This window comes from Pedococcus aerophilus, from assembly GCF_039532215.1.
GTDB classification, from domain to species: domain Bacteria; phylum Actinomycetota; class Actinomycetes; order Actinomycetales; family Dermatophilaceae; genus Pedococcus; species Pedococcus aerophilus.
This window is the reverse complement of sequence record NZ_BAAARN010000005.1, coordinates 452,284-472,616: the sequence shown is the minus strand read 5'-3', so window position 1 is coordinate 472,616 and position 20,333 is coordinate 452,284. Positions and strand designations below refer to the sequence as shown.

Sequence of the window (20,333 nt, the reverse complement as noted above, 5' to 3'; positions counted from 1 at the left end):
CCGCGGGGGAGTTGCCTTCGAGGGACGTCCGATCGGACGATGCGGCCTCGGCCCTCGGGCCGAGATCCGGGCATTACCGGCGTGGCGCACTGACCTCGTCCACCCCGGCGGGGTCGCGTGCCGGCGGCACCCGCCGACACCGTTAGGGTTTGCAGGGTGCTGAGGACGACGGCGGCAGTGGTCGCAGGCAAGGCTGCAAGGGCTGCGTCACGCCTGCGCGGCGGTGGCTCCGCCCTCCCGGGCCTGGTGGCCGAGAAGGTGGACCCCGGGTTCCTCGCCCACGCGCTCGCGGACGTCCGCGGCGGGATCCTCGTGGTGACCGGCACCAACGGCAAGACCACGACGACGAAGATGCTCGTCGCCGTGCTCCGGGCGCACGGCCGGACCGTCTTCACCAACCCCACCGGCAGCAACTTCACCCGCGGCGTCATCTCCTCGATGCTCGGCGAGCTGCCGTTGCGCGGCCGGCTGGTGGCCGACATGGCCGTCCTCGAGCTCGACGAGGCGCACGCCCTCAAGTTCGTCGCCGCCGTGAAGCCCACCCACGCCCTGCTGCTCAACGTCGCGCGCGACCAGCTCGACCGGTTCGCAGAGATCGACCACACGGCCCAGCTGCTGGCCAGCCTCGCCGAACAGACCACGAGCGGGGTCGTGCTCAACCTCGACGACTCCTTCGTCTCCCGGATCCGCGACCGCGTCGCCCCCGGAGTCGGCGTCCACTACTTCGGTGTCGACGCTTCCATCGCCGACCGGCTGCCAGAGCTCCAGGAGCAGGACGTCCGGTTCGAGGACGACTTCGTCCCGCCGACCGCCGGCCCCGACGACGGCCTGCTCAAGCCCAGCGACGAACGCTCCTTCGAGGTCCTCTTCGGCGACGGTGCCCCCGGGTCCGGCACGGTCGGCCCGCTCGAGCTCCAGCAGCGCGGACTCGCCGCGATGATCAACGCCACCGCCGCGACGGCCACCGCCCGGATGCTGCTCGGGGACGCCTTCGACCCGGACCGGGCGGCATCGGCTCTGCGCGCGGTGACCCCGCCGTTCGGCCGCGGTGAGGTCGTCGACGTCGACGGCCAGCCGCTCGAGCTCGTCCTGGTCAAGAACCCCGCCGGCTTCACCGTGGCCCTCGGCACCTACGGCACGACACCCGTCGCGACCATGGTCGCCATCAACGACAACTACGCCGACGGCCGCGACGTCTCCTGGCTCTACGACGTCAGCTTCGAGAGCCTGCGCGACCGCGGGGTCGCGGTGACCAGTGGTGTCCGCGGCTACGACATGGCGCTGCGCCTTCAGTACGACGACGTCGCCGTCGAGCGGGTCGAGCCGGACCTGGAGACGGCGCTCGACGCGTTCCTCGCCGCCCACCCGAGCGAGCCCAAGCGGATCTTCTGCACCTACACCGCGATGATGGCGCTGCGCCGGGTGCTCGCCGCCCGCTACGACCTGCCCGACATCGGCGAGGAGGCCTCATGACCATCCAGCCACCCCCCGGTGCGGTCCCGACCGACCCGACGCCCGGCCCGACCGACGCGCCGGCCAGCGCCGCCCACGCGGGTGAGTCCGCGGCATACCCGCAGGACGTCTTCATCCCCGGTGAGCCGACGGACTCCGCGGTGGTCCCCGAGGGCGACCGCGTCGGCAAGGGCGCCATCCACCTCGTGCACCTCTACCCGCGCGAGATGAGCATCTACGGCGACCTCGGCAACACGCGTGCGCTCGCCGCCCGCATCCGCCGCCACGGGTACAGCCCCGTCGTCCACCAGCACCACCCGGGCAGCGCGTTCCCCGAGACGGTGCACCTCGTCCTCGGCGGTGGCGGCCAGGACTCCGGCCAGGTCCGCGTCGAGGAGGACCTCGAGCAGATCGCCGACCGGCTGCGCGGCCTCGCCGCAGAAGGCACGCCGATGCTCATGATCTGCGGGATGTACCAGCTCTTCGGCAACGCCTTCATCACCGTCGAGGGCAAGCGCCTGCCCGGCCTCGGCATCCTCGACGTCACGACCCAGGGCAACGCCAAGCGCATGATCGGCCCGGTCGTCCTCGACACCGAGTTCGGGGATGTTGTGGGCTACGAGAACCACTCTGGCTCAACGACTTTGGGCTCCGGCCAGGCTGCCTTCGGCACGGTGAAGTCGGGATTCGGCAACAACGGCACCGACCAGACCGAGGGCGCCCGCACCGGCAACGTATTCGGCTCCTACCTCCACGGCCCGATCCTGCCCGCGAACCCCGCGCTCGCCGACGCCCTCATCGGGCTCGCCGCCGAGCGCGCCACCGGGCGCCCGTTCGAGCCGGTCGCGCAGGACGACGCCTTCGCCGATGAGGCCCGCACCCGTCAGGTGCGTCGCCTCGTCAAGCGCTGACGGCAACGGCTCCGGTATGGCGCCTGCGCACCTCGTGCCCGACGGCTCGGCTCCGTCGCCGGTCACCACCGCCACGGTCCCGGCGGTCCCGGCTCGGGTGCTCGACCTGTTCGCCGTCCCCGACGACGTCCGGCCGCTGCCCGGCGGCCACGGCGGCAGCGTCGTGGCCGGCGACCTCGTGCTCTCGCCGGGGCGGGACGCGACGACCCAGGACTGGCTCAGCCCGGTGCTCGCCCGTCTCGCTGTCGGACTGGACCTCGAGCGACCACGCGCGATGCGGATCGCCATGCCCATCCCGTCACGAGCTGGGTCGTGGGTCGTCGACGGCTGGGCAGCGAGCCGCTACGAACCCGACACGACCGCCTGCACCGACCTCGACGTCCTGGTGGCCACCGGCCGGGTGCTGCATGCCCGTCTTGACGTCACCGTGCGCGAGCGACCGGCCGGCCTCGACGAGCGCAACGACCGGTGGGCTCGAGCCGACCGCCTGGTCTGGGGGCCGGCGGACGCGCTGGCAGCCGCCGTAGCGCCATACGGGTCCGAGGCGAAGCGATGGGTCGGTGAGCTGGACCCCGACGCCGACCTCGGGCCGGACCAGCTCGTCCACGGCGACCTCGCCGGCAACGTCCTGCTGGACGCGCACGGGACACCGGTCGTCATCGACCTCGCGCCGTACTGGCGGCCTGCGCTGTGGGCCGAGGCGGTCTGCGTCCTGGATGCGGTGACCTGGCACGGTGCCGACCCGGCCGTGGTCGACTCCTGGAGCCAGGGTCGAGAGTGCCAGGCGATGCTGCGGGCGCGGCTCTTCCGCCTCCTCAGCGACCCACCGGCGGGACATCCGACGCTACGGTGAAGCGATGACGACCGTGACCCCCTACCTCAGCGTCCATGACGGATCGGCGGCTCTGGCCTTCTACGTCGCGGCCTTCGGGGCGACCGTGGTCGAACGCTTCGACGACGGTGATCGGCTCGCCCATGCGACCCTCGCCGTCGACAGCGCGACCTTCCACGTCTCCGACGAGTACCAGGACCTCGGCGCCTACTCCCCGTCGACGCTCGGCCATGCCACTTCGGCCACGGTCCTCGGTGTCGAGGACCCCGACCGGACCTTTGCGGCCGCAGTGGGGGCCGGTGCGACCGCCACCCGACCGGTGGCTGACGACCCCGGCGGCCGATCGGGATGGCTGGTGGACCCGTTCGGCCACCGCTGGAACATCCGTCGCGCCTGAGCCGGTCGCCGTTTCAGGCGTCGGGGTCGGTGCCCCACTCGAGGCGCAGCCGCAGCAGCTCCTCGAGCGTCGCCGACTCGCCGTCGCGGGCGCCTGCCCCGACCTGGAGCACTGGCTGGGTCGGCTCGACCGTGACGGTGCGCCAACGCCCGAACCGCTCGGTGGGGACGACGAGCACGTAGTAGGCGCCGTCGGTGCCGATGCCGATCGACTGGTCGCGGCGCAGGTACCACCCGGTGATCCCGGTCTTGTAGCGGCCCTTGCCGGACCACGGACGAGCGGTGAGCTCCTGGGTCGGGTAGCCGGCGGCTGCCACCTGCTGGACGAACTCGTCGATCATCGCCTGGGCCTTCACCGCCTCGCGCTCACGGCGCTTGCGGTCGGCCTCGACGTGGTAGTCCGCGCGCTCGGCGCGTTCGGCCCGGCGTGCAGCGGCGTCGTCGGCCGGACCGTCCGACCGGGTCCCGTCCTCAGCCATGCGAGGCCTCCACGGGGGCGGCGTCCTCGACCGGCTCCTTCTTCGGGCTGACCGACCACGCGAGCCACCCCAGCGCACCCAGCGGGATCTCCATGAGGTGGGTGTAGACCGAGAACAGCACCGCGCCGGCGACCGCTTGCGCGGGGTCGGCGCCCCAAGCGATGAGCGCGGCAGAGGTTGCGGCCTCGGTGACGCCCAGCCCGCCCGGGGTGACGCCGACCGCGGTGAGCAGGCGGCCCAGGGCGTAGGCCGCGAAGAGCTGGCCGTAGAACAGGTCGACCCCCGTCGTGCGCATGCAGACGAGGAAGAGCACGTAGTAGACGCCGAAGAAGCCGACCAGGCCGAGCGTCATGCTGAGCCACCCGGTGCGCACGACGTCACTGATCCGGGCCCGCAGGTCGATGACGAGGTCCTTGACGCGCATGGTGCGTCGTCGGAACAACCGGCCCAGCACCTTGTCGAAGGTCTGGCCGATCACGACCGCAGCCCGCTCGGACACGAGGATCGCCACGAAGATCCCGAGGATGAGCAGGCCGCTCACCGCCCCGGCGACCGCGGCGTCCTCGAGGGCGTTCGGCACGTCGGGGTCGCGTCCGGCCAGCAGTGCGGCGATCGCGATGAGCGGCAGGGCGATCCGCGCCAGGACGTTCCAGACGCCGGTGACGATCGCCGAGGTCGAGATGTCGCGTCGGGAGAAGCCCCACGAACGGCAGATCGTGTAGGTGGCGGCCAGCCCGGCAGCGCCACCACCGGGCAGCAGGTTGCCCACGGACGACCCGGCCACGTTGACGATCAGCGCCTGCCAGTGCCGCAGGCCGCGCAACGACCCGGTCAGGGTGAAGGTGTAGCAGTAGAGCCCGATGACCACGCCGACCAGCAGGAGCACCGCCGTCGTGACCGGGACCCCGCTCAGGACGTGCCAGATCTCCGACCAGGTGACGTTGGAGACCCGCGGCAACCCCCAGATCAGCAGGGCGGCGGCGAGGCCGAGTCCGAACACGCCCTGCACGATCGTGCGGCCGCGTGACCGAGCCGGCGCGGTGCCCGGCTCTTCGGCGGTCGTGGCGGCGCTCACGGCAGGTCCTCGAAGACGTCGGTCGCGATGCGCGAGCCCTTCGGGCGAGCGGGGTCGACGAACCATTCGCGCCCGAACACCAGGTCGTACAAGGGACGTGGGATGCGCAGGAACGCCGCGAGCGTCCGGTCGGCCCCCGCCTCCGCACTCGCCTGGGAGGCGTGGGCGCGCATCGAAGCCCGCTTCGCGGCGGCATACCGGCGGACGTTGATGCGGTGGGTGATCTCGTCGCGCGCACTGAAGGCGCGGGTGAACCCCTCGCGGTCGAACTCCGGCGGAAAGCGGTAGACCTTCGCCGCGAGGTCGAGCGCACGGGTCATGGTGTCGCGAGGGACCGTGGCCTGCAGGACCCGGCGGGTGCCGGCGAGCTCGGCCGCCCGGGCGCCGACCTCGTGGACCCGGACGTGGTCGCGGTGGCCGTAGCCGCCGTTGCGGTCGTAGGTGAGGAGCACATCGGCGTCCTCCTCGCGCAGCACCTCCGCCAGTCGCGCGGCCGCCTCGTCAACGTCCGCGCGGATGAACCGCACCCGCTCGTCGGGGTCGGGGAGGAGCTCGGGACCCATGCCGCTGTCGGCGTACCCCAGCCACTCCACCCGCGCGACGCCGAGGGCGCGGGCGCTCTCGTGGAGCTCGGCCAGACGCCGGTCACCGAGGCGTCCGTCACCGGCGAACTCGTCCGACGCCAGGCCCAGGTCGCCGTCCGTGGCGACCACGACGACGACGCGGTGGCCCTCCGCCGCGGCACGCGCCATGGTCCCCGAGGTGAGGAGCGCCTCGTCATCGGGGTGGGCGTGGAAAGCCACCAGGGTGTGGGTCATCACGAGCCATCCTGTCGCATGGCAGGCTCTGCACCGTGAAGGTGGCCCTGCTGACGGACTGTTACCTGCCCCGGTTGGGCGGTATCGAGGTCCAGACGCATGACCTCGCCGCTCACCTGATGGCCCGAGGGCACGAGGTCGAGGTGTTCACCGCGACCCCCGGACCCCTCGGCGAGCGCCACGGCGTGGTCGAGGTCGTCGACGACGTGCCCGTCCACCGGATGGCGCTGCGGCTGCCGTGGGAGCTGCCGGTCAACCCGCTCGCGCCGCCCGAGGTCAGGCGTCGGCTCCAGGCCGGCGGGTTCGACGTGGCGCACGTCCACATGGGGGTGGTGAGCCCGTTCGCGACCGACCTCGCGGGTGTCGCCCTGGGCCTCGGCCTCCCGACCGCGATCACCTGGCACTGCCTGATGGAGCGTTCGCGCGCCGTCTTCCGGCTGCTCGGCCACGCCCGTCGCTGGGGTGAACAGGGAGCCGCCCTGTCCGCCGTGTCCGGTGTCGCCGCGGCCTCCGTGCAGACGGTCGTCGGTGACCACGAGGTCGCCGTCTTCCCCAACGGCATCGACACCGACCGCTGGGCTCCGCCGGCCGGAGGGGTGCGCGACCACGGTGGACCGGTCGAGGTCGTCGCGTCGATGCGGTTCGCCGCGAGGAAGCGGCCGCTGGCCGTCCTCGAGGTCGCTGCCCGCGCGCGGAAGCTGCTGCCGGCCGACCACCAGATGCGCCTGACCGTCTACGGCGAGGGGCCGGAACGCCGACGGCTGGAGAAGTTCGTCGCCGCGCACGCGATGGGGGACTGGGTGCACCTGCCCGGACGCGTCACCCGCGACGAGCTGCGCGAGAGCTACTGGCGCAGCCACGTCTACCTCACGCCCGCGCGGCTGGAGGCGTTCGGCATCGCCGCCCTCGAGGCACGGACCGCCGGTCTGCCGGTGCTCGCCCGTGCCGACACCGGGGTGGGTGACTTCGTCGTCGACGGGGAGTCCGGCGTCCTCGGTGCCGACGACGGAGCCCTCGTCGCCGGGCTGGTGCAGCTGGTGTCCGACGACGCCTTGCGCCAGCGCATGGCCACCCACAACGCAACCGTGCCCCCGGCCCAGACCTGGCCGAGCATCGTCGACCTCGCCGAGGCCGAGTACCGCCGGGCCGGTGCGGTGTGAGCGTCTCCCTCCACGTGAACGGCCTCGCCCCCGACGGTCAGGAGGTCTCGTTCGTCCTGGGGCACGGAGCCGACCCGGTCCGCGAGCTGGCCAGGTCCGGCTGGGCGGTCACCGAGCTGCTCGACGCCCTGCGCGACGACGACGGCTCCCTCGCGCTGCGCTACGCCATCCGCCCCGCACCGTCCGTGGACGTCGAGCCGGCGCCCGTCCCCACCGACCCCGGCCTCGTCGTCGAACCCGGCGAGGTGGCCGAGCCCTACCAGCGCACCGCCGCGTACGGCGTGGTCACCAGCGAGCGCGGGGTCCTGCTCACCGAGCTCTCGGCCCTGACCTCCGCGCCGGGACGGTGGGCGCTGCCCGGTGGCGGCCTCGACCCCGGCGAGGCGCCGCTCGCCGCGCTGCACCGGGAGATCTGGGAGGAGAGCGGCCAGGTCGTGCAGGACGTGCGCCTCCTCGAGGCCCGCACCTCCCACTGGATCGGCCGCGCCCCGAGCGGGCGCCTCGAGGACTTCCACGCCGTGCGGATCGTGTATGCCGCGTGGTGCCCGACGCCGACCGACCCCGTCGTCCACGACGTGGGTGGGTCGACGGAGTCGGTGCGGTGGGTGGCGGTCGAGGACCTCGGGCGCTACCACCTGGGCCGGTCGTTCGCGCCGCACATGTCCCGCTGGCTCGCCCGCTGAGCGCTCACCGTGACGGCATGTTGTTGTCGATCGCGCGGTGCAGCAACGGCAACTGACCACAGTGACGTGTTGCCGTGCTGCTGTCGTCAGGTCCGGGCGTTGCGGCGGTTGGAGCTGACCAGGCCGACCGCACCGAGGACCACCAGGACGGCACCCACGGCGACGAACCCGAGCGGGCCCACATCGCCCCAGTCGACGGTGAGGCCACCGAGCTCCTGGGCCAGGACGATCCCGGCGACGGCCAGGGCCACGATGCCCAGGATGATCGCCGGCGCGTGCGGACCGGTCGGGCGCGGTGGCACCGGAGGCGGCCAGGCGCCTGCCGGGCGGTCGGGCGAGGTCGAGGTCGAAGCCGTGTCCGAGGTCGAAGCTGCGGGTCCAGCGGCCGACGAAGAAGCGCTGGCCTCGTCCTCTGCCCGGTCGGCTGCACCGAACACGGTAGTCGCCACGGGCTCACGCGTCTCCGTGGCATCCGTGTCGCCGACGGGGAGGTGCTGGGTCGAGTCCATGTCGCTGACGGACAGCTGCTCGGTCGAGTCCTTCCCGCCGACGGGGAGCTGCTGGGTCGCGTCGGTGCGGGTCAGCTGCTCGGTCTGGTCGCGGTCGTCGGTCGAGTCGTTCTGGGTGCTCATGTCGTTGTCCTTCATGGGGTTCACTCCTTGCCGATCAGGATCTGGCCGAGGCCGACGTGGGCGTCGACGACGACATCGGGCTCGCCGGTGCCGAAGGTCTGGACCGTGCTGATGTTGCGGCCGTTGTCGTTGCTCTCGTCGACGAGGGGTTCGGAGTCCACCGGGTCCCCTATGGAGTTGAAGTTTCCAAAGTCGGCCCGCGTGATGTCACCGGCACCCACCGAGCTGCGGACCTCGACCGTGAGGCCGCTCGGGATACGGATCCTGAGCTCCCCCATGCCGACCCGCGCCTCGATGGTGCGGGCCGTGCCCGGGTTCTCAGGCAGCTCGGAGAGGTCGAGGTCGGCCGAGCCGATGCTCAGCTTGTACGTCTGCGTCGTGTCCGTCGCCGAGGGGCGCCAGACCCGCTCACCGATCCCGCCTCCGAACGTCACGTCCGGCACCACCGACGCGGTCCACGTGACGAACGTGAGCACCACCGCGAGGAACCCGGTCAGCCCGGCCCGTCGACCGGCTGACCCGAGGGCCAGCACACCGAGCCCGACCACGCCGAGGGCGGCGCAGAGGGCGACGGTCTGGTCGCTGCCCGACCAGTCGTTCGCCTGGTGGGCCCAGGACGTGAGCCCGTATGCCGCGACGGCCAGTCCGCTGATGAGCAGCGTCGCGCCGAGACCTCCGGACCGACGACGCGGTGCCCGAGGAGCGCGCGGAGGCTTGGGCGGGCGGGGCTGCTGCCCCGCGGGAGGAGCAGGAGGGAAGCCGCTGCCGGGAGGCGTTGCGGCGCCATACGGGGAGGTGGGAGAGCCGTGGGGAGCGGCGGGTGAGCCGTAGGGAGCCGTGGGCGCGGTGGTCGCGACCGTCGACGGGGCGCTGGCCATGGCCGGCGCGGCGGTGCTCCACGAGGCGCCCTGGGCGGGGCCGGCGGTGGCGACGCCGGCAGGGGCGGCGCCGGGCCCCGTGGTGGAGACATCGGCGTTGCGCTTGCGCGTGACGAACCAGACGACCAGACCCACCGGCAGGACGACCCACCAGATCCAGCCCATGCCGGGGACGTCTCCGGCGAACCCCGTGCCGCCGACGAGCGAGAGCCCGACCACGAGCAGCAGGATGATGCCGAGCACGTCTCCGTCGCGCAGGGCGCGCTCGGCGACGATGTCCTCCTTGTCGTTGGGCAGGAACGCCCAAGCGATGAGGTAGACGGTGATGCCGAGCCCACCCATCACGACGAGCAGCACCAGGACCGCCCGGATGACGATGGGGTCCACGCCGAGTCGAGTGGCGATGCCGGAGCACACGCCGGCGAGCCACTTGTCCTCGCCGTCGCGGCGCAGGTCGATGGACCGGAGCCAGCCGAAGAACCGGTCGAGGCCGGAGGCGTTGGTGTCGTTCGTCGGGCCGGTCGTCGGCCCAGAGGTCTGCGTCATGTCATCCATGGTGTCGGCGGGGGAGGCCACCAACCATGAGGGTCGACCCTGAACCGACCCCCAATCGCCCGTGCTGCACCCTGAGCAGGCTCGGTTTCGGCCCCTGAGTAGGTCAGGATGAGGACATGCCGACTCCCTACGAGCGGCCCGTCCCCCCACAGGAGGCGCGGGCAGCAGAGCGCCGCGCCGCTCGACGTGTCCTGACGCGCCCTGCGAAGGGCAAGGTCATCGCCGGGGTGAGCGCCGGCCTGGCCGAGCACCTGGGCTGGTCGGTGCGCTGGATCAGGGTCTTGTTCGTGCTGCTGTCGTTCCCGACGGGTGCGGGACTCGTGGCGTACGTCTTCCTCTGGGCGCTGACCCCGTTGTCGCGGGGTGGGCTCGTCCACGGCCAGCGCCGCACGATGGACCCCGCTGCCCCTGCCGTCCCGACCGGTGCCCCTGGGCTCTCGGGTGTCGCTTCGGATGGTGCGGCCGGGGCCCCCGCCACTCCCACCGAGCTGCCCGAGGCCGAGCGCGACGCCACCCGGGTGCTGCTCGTCGGCGGCCTGATGCTCGCGGTCGGCCTCGTCGTCGTGGCCCAGAACGCCGGCCTCAACGCCCGCCTCGGCATCCTGCTCCCGCTGCTCGTCGTGGCAGCCGGGGCGGTCCTCGCCTGGTCGCAGCTCGACGAGCGCCAGCGTGGCCGGTGGCTCGGCGCGGAGTCGGGGACCGGTCGGTTCAGCGCGGCCAGGCTGGTGTTCGGCGGGGTGCTCGCGCTCGCCGGCCTGGTCATCATGGCCACCCGCGGCCGCTCGCTGGAGGCCATCTGGGACATCGGGGCCGCCGTGGTCGCGGTCCTCGCCGGGGTCGCCCTCATCGCCGCCCCGTGGGGCCTGAGCCTCTGGTCGGACCTGCGGCACGAGCAGGCCGAGCGGGCCCGCGCCACCGAGCGCGCCGACATCGCCGCCCACCTGCACGACTCCGTCCTGCAGACCCTCGCGCTCATCCAGCGCAAGGCCGACGACCCGGCCGCGGTCACCCAGCTCGCACGGGCCCAGGAGCGAGAGCTGCGCTCGTGGCTGTATGCCGGGCCGGCCGACAGCGACGCGACGCTCGCTGCCGCTGTGGCCGAGGCGGCGCACGAGGTCGAGGACCTGCACGGCACCCCGATCGACGTCGTCTCCACCGGCGACCGCCCGCTCGACGACGGCGGACAGGCGCTCACCCGCGCGGTCCGCGAGGCCCTGCTCAACGCAGTCCGCCACGGCGAGCCCCCGGTCTCGCTCTACCTCGAGGTCGGGCCGACCGGGGTCGAGGCGTTCGTGCGCGACCACGGCCCGGGGTTCGAGCTCGACGAGGTCCCCGACGACCGCCTGGGGGTCCGCCAGTCCATCCTCGGGCGGATGGACCGTCATGGAGGTACGGCGCGGGTGCGCCGACTCGAGCACGGCACCGAGGTGGTGCTCACCCTTCCCGCCGCTACGGCTCCGTCCCCGGTCGACCCCCAGAACCCCGAGTCACCACGTCCTGACTCCCCACGTCCCGTCCCCGAGGAGACCCGTGAACACGCCTGACCGCAAGCCCGTCGAGGTCGTCCTGGTCGACGACCACCGGATGTTCCGCTCCGGGGTCAAGGCGGAGCTCGGCGGCGCAGTCACCATCGTCGGCGAGGCCCCGGACGTCGACAGCGCCATCGCGGTGATCCGCCAGACCAAGCCACCGGTCGTGCTGCTGGACGTGCACCTTCCCGGCGGCAACGGCAACGGTGGCGTCGACGTGCTGCACGGCTGCCGTGGACTCGAGACCGCTGACGCCCAACCGGTGCGGTTCCTCGCACTCTCGGTGTCCGACGCGGCCGAGGACGTCATCGCCGTCATCCGCGCAGGGGCGCGGGGCTACGTCACCAAGACGATCAGCGCGACCGACCTGACGCGAGCCATCCAGCGGGTCGCCGACGGCGATGCCGTGTTCTCCCCACGCCTGGCGGGGTTCGTCCTCGATGCGTTCGGCGCGGCGGCCGGCGAGATCGCGGAGGTCGACGAGGAGCTGGACCGACTGTCAGCACGGGAGCGCGAGGTCATGCGCCTCATCGCCCGTGGCTACCAGTACAAGGAGGTCGCCAAGGAGCTCTTCATCTCGGTGAAGACGGTCGAGACCCACGTGTCCTCGGTGCTGCGCAAGCTCCAGCTGTCCTCACGCCACGAGCTCACCGCCTGGGCGATGGGTCGCCGCCTGCTCTGACGGCGACCCACCGACCCGTCGACAGACCGACCGACTAGAGCTGGACGGTCTCGTTTTCGCCCACGTCGGGGCGGTCGCCGGTGACCTTGCTCTTCACGAGCGCGATGACGCTGGCCACGCGACCACCGGGGGTGTCCCAGTACTCGGCGGTGTCGCTGCTCACCTTGAGCAGGACCACGTCCGGGTCCTCGGGACCGTTGGCGAACCACGCCTCGGCGAACGGGTTCCACAGCTCCTTGTTCTTCGCCACGTCGCGGACGACCTCGGCCGTGCCGGAGACCGACACCCACGAGGACGAGCCGGCGTAGCCGATGTTGACGCGCGGGTCGGCCTGCACCTCGGAGACCTTCGGGGAGGAGGCCGAGGCGAAGAACCACAGGTCGCCGTCGAACTCGACGTCCTGCGTCGCCATCGGGCGGCTGACGATCGCGCCGTCCGGGCCGATCGTGGTGAACATGCAGGTGCGCTCGTCCTTGACGAGCTCACGGACCTTCGCGACGGCGTCGGGGTCGTGCGTGGTGGTGGTCGTGGTCTGGGTGGAGTCGGTCACGGTGGTTCCTTCGTCGGCATCTGCCCTGCTCAGGGGCCTGTCCTTCGACGCTAACCCGGAGCGTGGGGCGCGGCACCTCCTGCAGGGGCCGGGTGGGGTGCGCGTGCTGCGGAGCCTCCCGACGACGCGCCGCTACGCTCGGCGGTATGCAGCTCGTGTACGACCTCCTCGTCGTTGCCCACCTCCTCGGCATGGCCGCCCTCGTCGGTGGCTGGCTGGTCCTGCTGGCCGGCGCCGGCTCCACGACGGTGATGGCCTGGGGTGCCCGCGCCCAGCTCGTCACTGGCCTGGTCCTCGTAGGTCTCGCGGAGGGTGTGAGCTCGCTCGACGAGGACCTCGACCACGCCAAGATCGGTGTGAAGCTGGTCGTCGCCATCGCTGCGGTCGCTCTCGTGGAGATCGGTCGGGCACGCACGAAGCGTGGTCAGGACGGTGCTGCCCTGGTCCGGGCCGCGGGTGCCCTCGGCGTCCTCAACGTCGTCGTCGCCGCCGTCTGGCACTGAGGCTCCTGGCCGGGGCAGCCTCGGCGGCTCCTGCGTCGTCGGGAGCAGGCCGGAGGCAGGCCTCAGCGCGCGGGTGGACCTCCCCGGCCGACGGTGCGCGGCGGGTCGTAGCCGCCCTCGGGCGGCACCATCTCGGCGCGCACCCCGAGCAGCCTGATCGGTCGGTCGTCACCGAGGCCGGTGAGCAGGTCGAAGGCAGTCGCCGCGATGACGCTCGCGTCGAAGGTCGGTTCCGCGAGCTTGCGGATGCGGGTCGTCGTGAAGAACGGCGCGAACCGGACCTTGAGGTGCACCCGCATGCACGCGCGTTCCTCCCGCCGGATGTCCTCGACGACCTGCTCGGACAACGCGGTCAACGCCCCAGAGATCTCCTCGGGCTCAACGAGATTCGTCTGGTAGGTCGTCTCCCGCCCGTGGGCGCGGGCGACCCACGGGGTGTCATCGACGGTCGTCGTGCCGATGCCCCGGCCGAGCCTCCGGTAGTGCGGTCCCATCGCGGGCCCGAACTCGTCGACGAGGACCGACTCGTCGGCGTGTGCGAGGTCGTGCACGGTCTCGATGCCGTGACCGGCCAGACGAGCGGCGATGCGCGACCCGACGCCCCACAGCGCAGTGGTCGGCCGGTCGCCCATCACCTCGAACCAGTTCTCCCGGGTCAGCTCGAAGACACCACGCGGCTTGCCGAAGTCGGTGGCGATCTTGGCCCGGACCGTCGAGTCGCCCACCCCCACCGAGCAGTGCAGGTCGGTGCGCTTCAGCACGGCAGCCTGGATCGAGCGGGCCACGGCCCACGGGTCGTCGGTCTCGATGCCGACGAATGCCTCGTCCCAGCCGAGGACCTGCACCTTCGCCCCCGGGACGGCCTTGAGGGTGGCCATGACCTCGGCCGAGGCGGCGTCGTAGGCAGGGGCGTCGACCGCGAGCACCACGGCCTCCTTGCACTTGCGGACGGCGAGCTTGAGCGGCATGCCGGAGTGGACGCCGAAGGCGCGCGCCTCGTAGGACGCCGTCGACACCACAGCCCGTTCCGTGGGGTCGCCGCGACCACCGACGATCACGGGCAGCCCGGCCAGCTCGGGTCGCCGCAGGATCTCGACCGCCGCGATGAACTGGTCGAGGTCGACGTGCAGGACCCACGGCCGGACGGCCGGCGCGACCTCGGGCGGCTCGGAGGGCTCGGGTGCCATGGAGCCCATCCTGCCGTCCGGGTGTGACGGTGTCAGGGGATGAGCAGCAGCTTGCCGCGGGTGCGGCGGCCCTCGAGGTCGTCGTAGGCGCGGGCCGCCTCGGCCAACGGGTATCGACCACCGATGTCGATGGCGAGCCGCCCGGCGGCGATGTCCTCGAGCACCGAGGTGCCACGTTCGAGGAGCTCCTCGCGGTCGGCGAGGTAGCTGCCGAGGGTGGGTCGCGTCACGAACAGCGAACCGCCGGTGTTGAGCCGCTGCAGGTCGAACGGCGGCACCTGGCCGCTGGCTCCACCGAACAGGACCATCATCCCGCGGGGCCGCAACGACGCGAGGGACGCGTCGAACGTGGACTTGCCGACGCCGTCATAGACGACGTCGACTCCCTTGCCGTCATTGGCCTTTCGCACCTCCACAGCGAGGTCGTCGACGTCGCTGTAGTCGATCAGCGCATCGGCGCCACGACCTCGGGCGATCTCCAGCTTGTCGGCCGAGCCTGCCGTCGCGATGACGCGGCCACCCTTGGCCTTGACCATCTGCACGAGCAGCTGTCCGACCCCACCCGCGGCGGCGTGGACGAGGGCCACGGTCCCCGGCTGCACGGCATACGTGGAGTTGACGAGGTAGTGCGCCGTCATGCCCTGGAGCATCGCGGCGGCGGCGACGTCGAGGTCCACACCGTCGGGGACGGGGACGAGCGACTCGACGTCGCGGTTGACGAGGCCGGTCGCGGCGCCGAGCCCCTGGCCCCATGCCACGCGGTCGCCGACGGCGAACTCGCTCGTGCCGGGGCCGACGGCGCTGATGGTGCCGGCGCCCTCGGAGCAGGAGACGAACGGGGTGGAAAGGGGGTAGATGCCCTCGCGCTGGTAGACGTCGATGAAGTTGACGCCGACCGCGGCCACCTCCACCTGCACCTCGCCCTGCCCGGGGGCCTGGACGTCACGGTCCTGCACCTCGAGCACCGAGGAGTCGCCGTTCTGGGTGACGACGAGGGCGCGGGTGCGGGTCTGCGCTGCTTCGGAGGTCATGCTTCGACCCTAGGACAGCCCGTCGGGACGAGCGAGCCGTCGCTCAGGCGCCGGTCTCGATCCAGTAGCGCCGCTTGCCGCTCTGCTCCCGCTCGAAGCGTCCGCCGTTGGCCTCGATGGTCCGCGCCGAGGCGATGTTGTCGAGGTCGCAGGTGACGAGCAGCCGCTCGATGCCACGGGCCGCGGCGAGCGGGACGACCTGTCGCAGCGCGTCGCTGGCGTACCCGCGTCGCCGGGCACCGGGGCGCACTCCGTAGCCGACGTGGCCCCCGATGCTCGCCAGCAGGGGGTGGTCGATCCGGTGCCGCAGGGAGATGGACCCGACGTACTCGTGCGGCCGTTCGGGATCCTCCATCCACCAGTACGTCGCGCTCGACCAGCCCGGCGGGCGCGGGCTGGCCTCGTCGGCGTCCCCGACACGGTTGGCCACCAAACGCTCGAACTCCGCGGGGTCGTCCAGCGCCTCGCGGGTGAACACCACCCCGGGGAATTCGCCCTCCGCGGGCCAGTTCACGACGCCGTCGTGCTGCGCCTCGCCGGCCGCCCGGAACTCGTCCGCTGCCGCGAGGAACGACCGGTGGAACCGCGTGTGCGGGGTCGACAGGAGCACCATCTGCCTACTCTCCCAACCGGTTGACAACCGCATCGAGCATCGGCTCGGTGAGCTTGCCCGTGAAGGTGTTCTGCTGGCTCACGTGGTAGCTGCCGACCAGCCGCACCTCGCGTCCGGCGGGAGTCGTGAGGACCGTTTCGGAGCCATGACCGAACTTCGGTTTCGGCTTAGGGACGACCCACCCGGACCGTCGGGCGCTGCCGAGGAACGCATCCCACCCGATCGCACCCAGCGCGAGCACCGACCGCAACCGGGGTGCCGCGAGGGCGAGGTCGCGGTCCAGCCACGGCGCGCAGGTCGCCTTCTCGGCCGTGGTCGGCTTGTTGTCCGGGGGAGCGCACCGGACGGCGGCGACGATGCGCAGGTTGGTGAGGACGAGCCCGTCGCCGGCGGCCCACGACTGCGGCTGGTTGGCGTACCCGCCGCGGTGCAGCGCGGCATACAACCAGTCGCCGGACCGGTCCCCGGTGAACATGCGGCCCGTGCGGTTGGTGCCGTTGGCAGCGGGAGCGAGCCCGACGACGAGGACCTCCGCGTCCGGGTCGCCGAAGCCCGGTCCCGGACGTCCCCAGTAGGGCTGGTCGGCGAACGACGCCCGTCGCCCCGTCGTGGCCACGTCCTCGCGCCAGCGCACCAGGCGCGGGCAGGCGCGGCAGACGCTCACACGCGCGTCGAGCTCGGGCACGTCGGTGGCGCTCGCCGCGAGCGTCAACACCTCCTCGCCCGAGCCCGCGACCGGCGTATGCCGCGTGGCCGGGTCCCCGGGCCACCCGGCTCCCGGCGGCACGGGGGACTCGAACACCTGACCCGTCACCGGGTGCGCATCGCCCACCCGGTCACCGTAGACGCGCGCCGGGTGCAGCGCGCGTGGTGGACGGCTCGGTCCGCTGTCGTCATCGCGCCGAGCGTGCGACCCTCGGGACGTGGCCGGGACAGGAGGTGGACGCCGGCGGCTGGCAGCAGTCGCCGACTGGGCGTGGCCCGGCCGTCCGACGCGGTGGGCGGACCTGCCCCTGCGCCTGCGCCCCACGATCGCGTGGGTGCTGCGCCTGACCTCGGCGGCGGTCATCGCCTGGCTGATCGCCGGGCGGGTCACCGGCATCACGACCGACCTGACGGCGCCACTCACGGCGCTGCTCGTCGTGCAGGCGTCGGCGTTCTCGACGCTGCGGATGAGCGTCCTGAGGGTGGGGGCCGTCCTGACGGGAGTGCTTGTCGCAGTGGGGTTCTCGACCCTCGCGGGATTGTCGTGGTGGAGCCTCGGCGCCGTGATCGCCGCCTCGCTGGCGCTGTCCAAGGTGTTCCGCCTGGGGGAGCAGGCGCTCGAGGTGCCGATCAGCGCCATGCTCATCCTGGCCGTCGTCTCGCCGGACGTGGCCGCCGAGGCGCGCGTCGCGCTGACCCTCGTGGGCGCTTTGGTGGGGATCGTGTTCAACCTCCTGCTGCCGTCCGCGGTGCCGAGCGGGCGCGCGGGTTCCGCGGTGCTGCGCGTCGCCTATGCCACGGCCGACTGCCTGGACCGCGCCTCCCGGTCGATGGCGACCGAACGCCTGCAGCGGTCCGAGGTCGAGCGCTGGGCCGACGAGACCCGCGGTGTCGCCACGCAGGTCGCTGCGGCGTCGGCCGTCGTCACCCAGGTCAAGGAGGGCCGGCGCTTCAACCCGCGCGCGCTCACGACGGCAGACGTCGAACCAGGGCTGCGCGAGGGCCTCGACCGCCTCGAGGCGACCGTGCTCGCCATCCGCGCCCTCTTCACGGTGATCCTCGCCGAGCTCCCTCGAGAGGGTGACGACGAGCGCGACGAGGTCTTCGACGAGGACGCGCGGCAGGCGTTCTCGGTGGTGCTGGCCGATGTCGGCGACTGCCTGCGGGCGTACGGACGCCTGGTCCACGCCGAGGCCGGGGGAGCGCAGGAGCGGGCCGAGGAGGCGCTGGCCGAGAGCCTGGAGATCCTCCGGGAGACCCGAGCCATCCTGACCGAGCTGCTGACCAGTCGCACAGAGGGCCGGGTGGAGCTGTGGCTGCTGCGCGGGTCGGTCCTTGCCGCGGTCGAGCAGGTCCTCGTGCAGCTCGACCTCGAGCGCCGGGCCAGGCTCCGTGCCGCGTGGCAGCGCCCTGCACCGATCGCGGCGGTGGCACCCCTGGTGCGCGACGCACTTCCGAGAGCCCGTGCGCGCTCTGCCGCCAGCTGGCAGCACGCCCCCGACGCCGTCACCCCGACCCGCAGCACGCACCACCCCCGCTGACCCGCGCCGGACCGGCACAGACCGCCGTCAGGCCGGTGGCCGCACCGGGTCGGGCTCGGGCTCGAGCGCGGCCGCAGACACCGGGCCGGGGGCCACGAGGTTGCGGACGCCGGGAGACAGCAGCGCCCCGCCGGTCGAGACGACCATGACGATGCCGCAGACCACCAGCGCCTTGTGGGCGCCGAACCGTTCCGCAGCCGGCCCCGCCAGCACCAGGCCGATCGGCCCGAGCATGAGCGAACCCAGCGCGTCGTAGGAGCTCACCCGCGACAGCGACGCCGCCGGGACGACTCGTTGCATCGTGGTCTGCCACAGGATGCCGAAGAGGTCGAAGCACACGCCCATGACGAACGCTGACGCGACGACGACGTACAAGGGGGCGCTGAACCCGAGCAGGAGGTACGGAGGCGCCGCGCCGATCGTGAGGATGACACCGAGCAGGATCGGTCGGCGGGGACGCAGCCGCAGGGCCACGAGCACGCCGACGATGAGCCCGACGGCCTCCCCGGTCAGGACCGCGGTCCACGCCTTCGGACCGCCGAGCTCGTCCCGGGCGACGACCGGTCCCAGCACGAGGTGGGCGGCCTGGAACACCATGACCAGCAGTGAGAACTGCACGACGACGACCCACAGCCACTGGCGCGACCGGAACTCGTCCCACCCGTCGCGCAGGTCCGCCAGCACGGAGCTCGAGCCGACCTCGCCCTCACTGCCTGCATCGGCGGCAGGGACGCGCAGGGGCAACCGCATCAGCGCGACCATGACGCCGGACGCGGCAAAGGATGCGCTCGCGATGGCGAGCGCCCAGCCACCGCCGACGGCCGCGACCACCAGGCCACCGGCGACCAGCCCCGTCACTCGGGCGATGTTCGTGCCGAGGGCGAGCAGCGCGTTGCCCTGCTGGAGGTGCTCCTGCGGCACGACCTCGGGGATGATCCCCGTCAGCGCCGGCCAGACCGTTGCCGTGGCCGTGCCTGACACCACCGCGGCGGCGACGAGGCCCCAGAGGGGCGCACGCTCCATACCGACCATGAGGGCCAGGGCCGCGTGGGCGAGGGCGTTGACCCACTCGGCGACCTGGAGCACGCGGTGCCGCGGGTAGCGGTCGGCGACCACGCCGCCCACCAGCATGAACAGGACGACCGCGATCGCCTCGGACGCGAGCACGATCGACAGCGTGGTCGGGGTCGCGCCCGGGAGGTCGAGGATGCCGAACGCCAGCGCCACCGGCGCGAACGCCACCGCGAGCATCGACAGCGTCCGGGCACTGATGAGCAGCGCGAACTGGCGCTCGCGCAGGAGGTCCCTCACCGGGGTCTGGTCGGGGGTCTGGTCGGGGGTCTGATCGGGGGTCTGGTCAACCACCTCTCCACGCTACGCAGCGGGGCAACCGGGTTTTGCGTGCAGGACGGTATGGCGCGGACGCGCGCCGCGCGCGCCACTCGCCCTAGGACGGACGGGTGGGGATCCAGTAACGGCGCACTCCGCCGCGGCTGTCCTCGTACTCGCCGCCGTTGGCCTCGATGACGGCGCGCGAACCGGTGTTCTCCTCGAGGCAGGTGACGAGCACGCTCGGGCTGTCGATGACGCCGTGGGCCAGGACGAGGGCCCGGTCCAGCGCCCGGGTCGCGTGGCCGCGCCGGCGGGCGGTGGGTCGCACGGAGTAGCCGATGTGGCCTCCCTCCTCGAGCAGCCGATCGGTCAGCCGGTGACGGATGGCGAGCGACCCGACGTACTCGCCGCCCACGACCATCCACGTGAAGGTCACGGGAGGCCAGGCGCGTCGGCGGGGCTCGTCCGGGTCGGCCGCACGGCGCCGCTGGTCGACGAACCGGGCGAACTCGTCGGGGTCCTGCAGTCCCACCCGCGTGAAGGTGAACCCGTCGTACCCGGGCTCGGGCTCCTGCACCCAGTCCCCGTCGCCGTCGCGCTGCTCCCGGGAGGCGAGGAACTCGTCGCTCGCCGCCAGGTAGGAGTCCTGGTGGCGCACGTGCGGCGTGACGAGACGGGTCATGCACCGACGGTAGCCCCGGCCGCCCGCCGCCGCGCGGCGCTGCCGGGCGGGAGCCGGGGGTCCCGGGTGAGGGCCGGGTGAGGGCCGGGTGAGGGCCGGGTGAGGGC

General features: G+C 72.7%; 22 protein-coding genes. 10 read left to right on the top strand and 12 right to left on the bottom strand.

Annotated features, from left to right (window positions below; translation table 11 throughout):
- Positions 1-156 precede the first annotated feature (156 nt).
- From ABD286_RS18750 to ABD286_RS18735, 4 genes are read left to right on the top strand one after another with little or no spacing between them, the layout of a single operon-like run.
- Positions 157-1,473 carry a Mur ligase family protein gene (locus tag ABD286_RS18750; protein ID WP_344196349.1) on the top strand — a complete coding sequence of 439 codons (1,317 nt, stop codon included), beginning with the start codon at positions 157-159 and terminating at the stop codon, positions 1,471-1,473.
- Positions 1,470-2,363, top strand: a complete 894-nt coding sequence (locus ABD286_RS18745) for a type 1 glutamine amidotransferase (protein ID WP_344196346.1) — start codon at positions 1,470-1,472, stop codon at positions 2,361-2,363. Before ABD286_RS18750 ends, ABD286_RS18745 begins: the two co-directional genes overlap by 4 nt.
- A 16-nt stretch (positions 2,364-2,379) precedes the next feature.
- Positions 2,380-3,216 carry an aminoglycoside phosphotransferase gene (locus ABD286_RS18740; protein ID WP_344196344.1) on the top strand — a complete coding sequence of 279 codons (837 nt, stop codon included), beginning with the start codon at positions 2,380-2,382 and terminating at the stop codon, positions 3,214-3,216.
- Positions 3,217-3,220: 4 nt separating this feature from the next.
- Positions 3,221-3,592, top strand: coding sequence for a VOC family protein (locus ABD286_RS18735; RefSeq protein ID WP_344196341.1), 372 nt, complete (start codon positions 3,221-3,223; stop codon positions 3,590-3,592).
- A 13-nt stretch (positions 3,593-3,605) separates the two neighbouring features.
- On the opposite strand, the gene ABD286_RS18730 is transcribed toward ABD286_RS18735, so the two are convergent.
- From ABD286_RS18730 to ABD286_RS18720, 3 genes are read right to left on the bottom strand one after another with little or no spacing between them, the layout of a single operon-like run.
- The gene (locus ABD286_RS18730) at positions 3,606-4,070 is read right to left on the bottom strand and encodes a hypothetical protein (protein ID WP_344196339.1); all 465 of its coding nucleotides are present in this window, start codon (positions 4,068-4,070) and stop codon (positions 3,606-3,608) included.
- Positions 4,063-5,145 carry a lysylphosphatidylglycerol synthase transmembrane domain-containing protein gene (locus tag ABD286_RS18725; RefSeq protein ID WP_344196337.1) on the bottom strand — a complete coding sequence of 361 codons (1,083 nt, stop codon included), beginning with the start codon at positions 5,143-5,145 and terminating at the stop codon, positions 4,063-4,065. The genes ABD286_RS18730 and ABD286_RS18725 overlap by 8 nt, the downstream gene beginning before the upstream one ends.
- The gene (locus tag ABD286_RS18720; RefSeq protein ID WP_344196334.1) at positions 5,142-5,963 is read right to left on the bottom strand and encodes a PIG-L deacetylase family protein; all 822 of its coding nucleotides are present in this window, start codon (positions 5,961-5,963) and stop codon (positions 5,142-5,144) included. The genes ABD286_RS18725 and ABD286_RS18720 overlap by 4 nt, the downstream gene beginning before the upstream one ends.
- 35 nt (positions 5,964-5,998) lie before the next feature.
- Between ABD286_RS18720 and ABD286_RS18715 the strand changes: the two genes are divergently transcribed.
- Together ABD286_RS18715 and ABD286_RS18710 are read left to right on the top strand one after the other, a co-directional pair.
- Positions 5,999-7,123 (top strand): glycosyltransferase family 4 protein, encoded by a 1,125-nt coding sequence (locus ABD286_RS18715; protein ID WP_344196331.1) that lies wholly within the window; start codon positions 5,999-6,001, stop codon positions 7,121-7,123.
- Positions 7,120-7,806, top strand: a complete 687-nt coding sequence (locus ABD286_RS18710) for an NUDIX hydrolase (protein WP_344196328.1) — start codon at positions 7,120-7,122, stop codon at positions 7,804-7,806. Before ABD286_RS18715 ends, ABD286_RS18710 begins: the two co-directional genes overlap by 4 nt.
- 86 nt (positions 7,807-7,892) lie before the next feature.
- Here ABD286_RS18710 and ABD286_RS18705 read toward each other — a convergent pair whose 3' ends face one another.
- Together ABD286_RS18705 and ABD286_RS18700 are read right to left on the bottom strand one after the other, a co-directional pair.
- Complete coding sequence (locus tag ABD286_RS18705) at positions 7,893-8,453, bottom strand: hypothetical protein (protein WP_344196325.1); 561 nt, start codon at positions 8,451-8,453, stop codon at positions 7,893-7,895.
- A gap of 5 nt (positions 8,454-8,458) precedes the next feature.
- Positions 8,459-9,862, bottom strand: a complete 1,404-nt coding sequence (locus ABD286_RS18700; protein WP_344196322.1) for a PspC domain-containing protein — start codon at positions 9,860-9,862, stop codon at positions 8,459-8,461.
- A 125-nt stretch (positions 9,863-9,987) separates the two neighbouring features.
- On the opposite strand from ABD286_RS18700, the gene ABD286_RS18695 reads away from it, so the two are divergent.
- Both ABD286_RS18695 and ABD286_RS18690 read left to right on the top strand, forming a co-directional pair.
- Positions 9,988-11,415, top strand: a complete 1,428-nt coding sequence (locus ABD286_RS18695; RefSeq protein ID WP_344196320.1) for an ATP-binding protein — start codon at positions 9,988-9,990, stop codon at positions 11,413-11,415.
- Positions 11,402-12,082 (top strand): LuxR C-terminal-related transcriptional regulator, encoded by a 681-nt coding sequence (locus ABD286_RS18690; RefSeq protein WP_344196317.1) that lies wholly within the window; start codon positions 11,402-11,404, stop codon positions 12,080-12,082. The genes ABD286_RS18695 and ABD286_RS18690 overlap by 14 nt, the downstream gene beginning before the upstream one ends.
- Before the next feature lie 34 nt (positions 12,083-12,116).
- On the opposite strand, the gene ABD286_RS18685 is transcribed toward ABD286_RS18690, so the two are convergent.
- Positions 12,117-12,632, bottom strand: a complete 516-nt coding sequence (locus ABD286_RS18685) for a pyridoxamine 5'-phosphate oxidase family protein (RefSeq protein WP_344196315.1) — start codon at positions 12,630-12,632, stop codon at positions 12,117-12,119.
- A 146-nt stretch (positions 12,633-12,778) separates the two neighbouring features.
- On the opposite strand from ABD286_RS18685, the gene ABD286_RS18680 reads away from it, so the two are divergent.
- On the top strand, positions 12,779-13,135 hold the full coding sequence (locus ABD286_RS18680; RefSeq protein ID WP_344196312.1) for a hypothetical protein: 357 nt from the start codon (positions 12,779-12,781) through the stop codon (positions 13,133-13,135).
- Positions 13,136-13,197: 62 nt separating this feature from the next.
- On the opposite strand, the gene ABD286_RS18675 is transcribed toward ABD286_RS18680, so the two are convergent.
- The 4 genes from ABD286_RS18675 to ABD286_RS18660 are packed head-to-tail and all read right to left on the bottom strand — an operon-like array spanning position 13,198 to position 16,798.
- Positions 13,198-14,322 (bottom strand): DNA polymerase IV, encoded by a 1,125-nt coding sequence (locus ABD286_RS18675; protein WP_344196309.1) that lies wholly within the window; start codon positions 14,320-14,322, stop codon positions 13,198-13,200.
- A gap of 32 nt (positions 14,323-14,354) precedes the next feature.
- Entirely contained in the window at positions 14,355-15,353 is a 999-nt protein-coding gene (locus tag ABD286_RS18670) for a quinone oxidoreductase family protein (protein WP_344196306.1), read from the bottom strand.
- A gap of 43 nt (positions 15,354-15,396) precedes the next feature.
- Entirely contained in the window at positions 15,397-15,966 is a 570-nt protein-coding gene (locus ABD286_RS18665) for a GNAT family N-acetyltransferase (protein ID WP_344196304.1), read from the bottom strand.
- Between the two features lie 4 nt (positions 15,967-15,970).
- Positions 15,971-16,798 carry a uracil-DNA glycosylase gene (locus tag ABD286_RS18660; protein WP_344196301.1) on the bottom strand — a complete coding sequence of 276 codons (828 nt, stop codon included), beginning with the start codon at positions 16,796-16,798 and terminating at the stop codon, positions 15,971-15,973.
- A gap of 91 nt (positions 16,799-16,889) precedes the next feature.
- On the opposite strand from ABD286_RS18660, the gene ABD286_RS18655 reads away from it, so the two are divergent.
- On the top strand, positions 16,890-18,212 hold the full coding sequence (locus ABD286_RS18655) for an aromatic acid exporter family protein (RefSeq protein WP_344196299.1): 1,323 nt from the start codon (positions 16,890-16,892) through the stop codon (positions 18,210-18,212).
- A gap of 27 nt (positions 18,213-18,239) precedes the next feature.
- On the opposite strand, the gene ABD286_RS18650 is transcribed toward ABD286_RS18655, so the two are convergent.
- Together ABD286_RS18650 and ABD286_RS18645 are read right to left on the bottom strand one after the other, a co-directional pair.
- A complete protein-coding gene (locus tag ABD286_RS18650; protein WP_344196297.1) occupies positions 18,240-19,577 on the bottom strand; it encodes an MFS transporter in 1,338 nt (445 codons plus the stop codon).
- A gap of 82 nt (positions 19,578-19,659) precedes the next feature.
- Positions 19,660-20,226 (bottom strand): GNAT family N-acetyltransferase, encoded by a 567-nt coding sequence (locus ABD286_RS18645; RefSeq protein WP_344196295.1) that lies wholly within the window; start codon positions 20,224-20,226, stop codon positions 19,660-19,662.
- Positions 20,227-20,333: the final 107 nt, after the last annotated feature.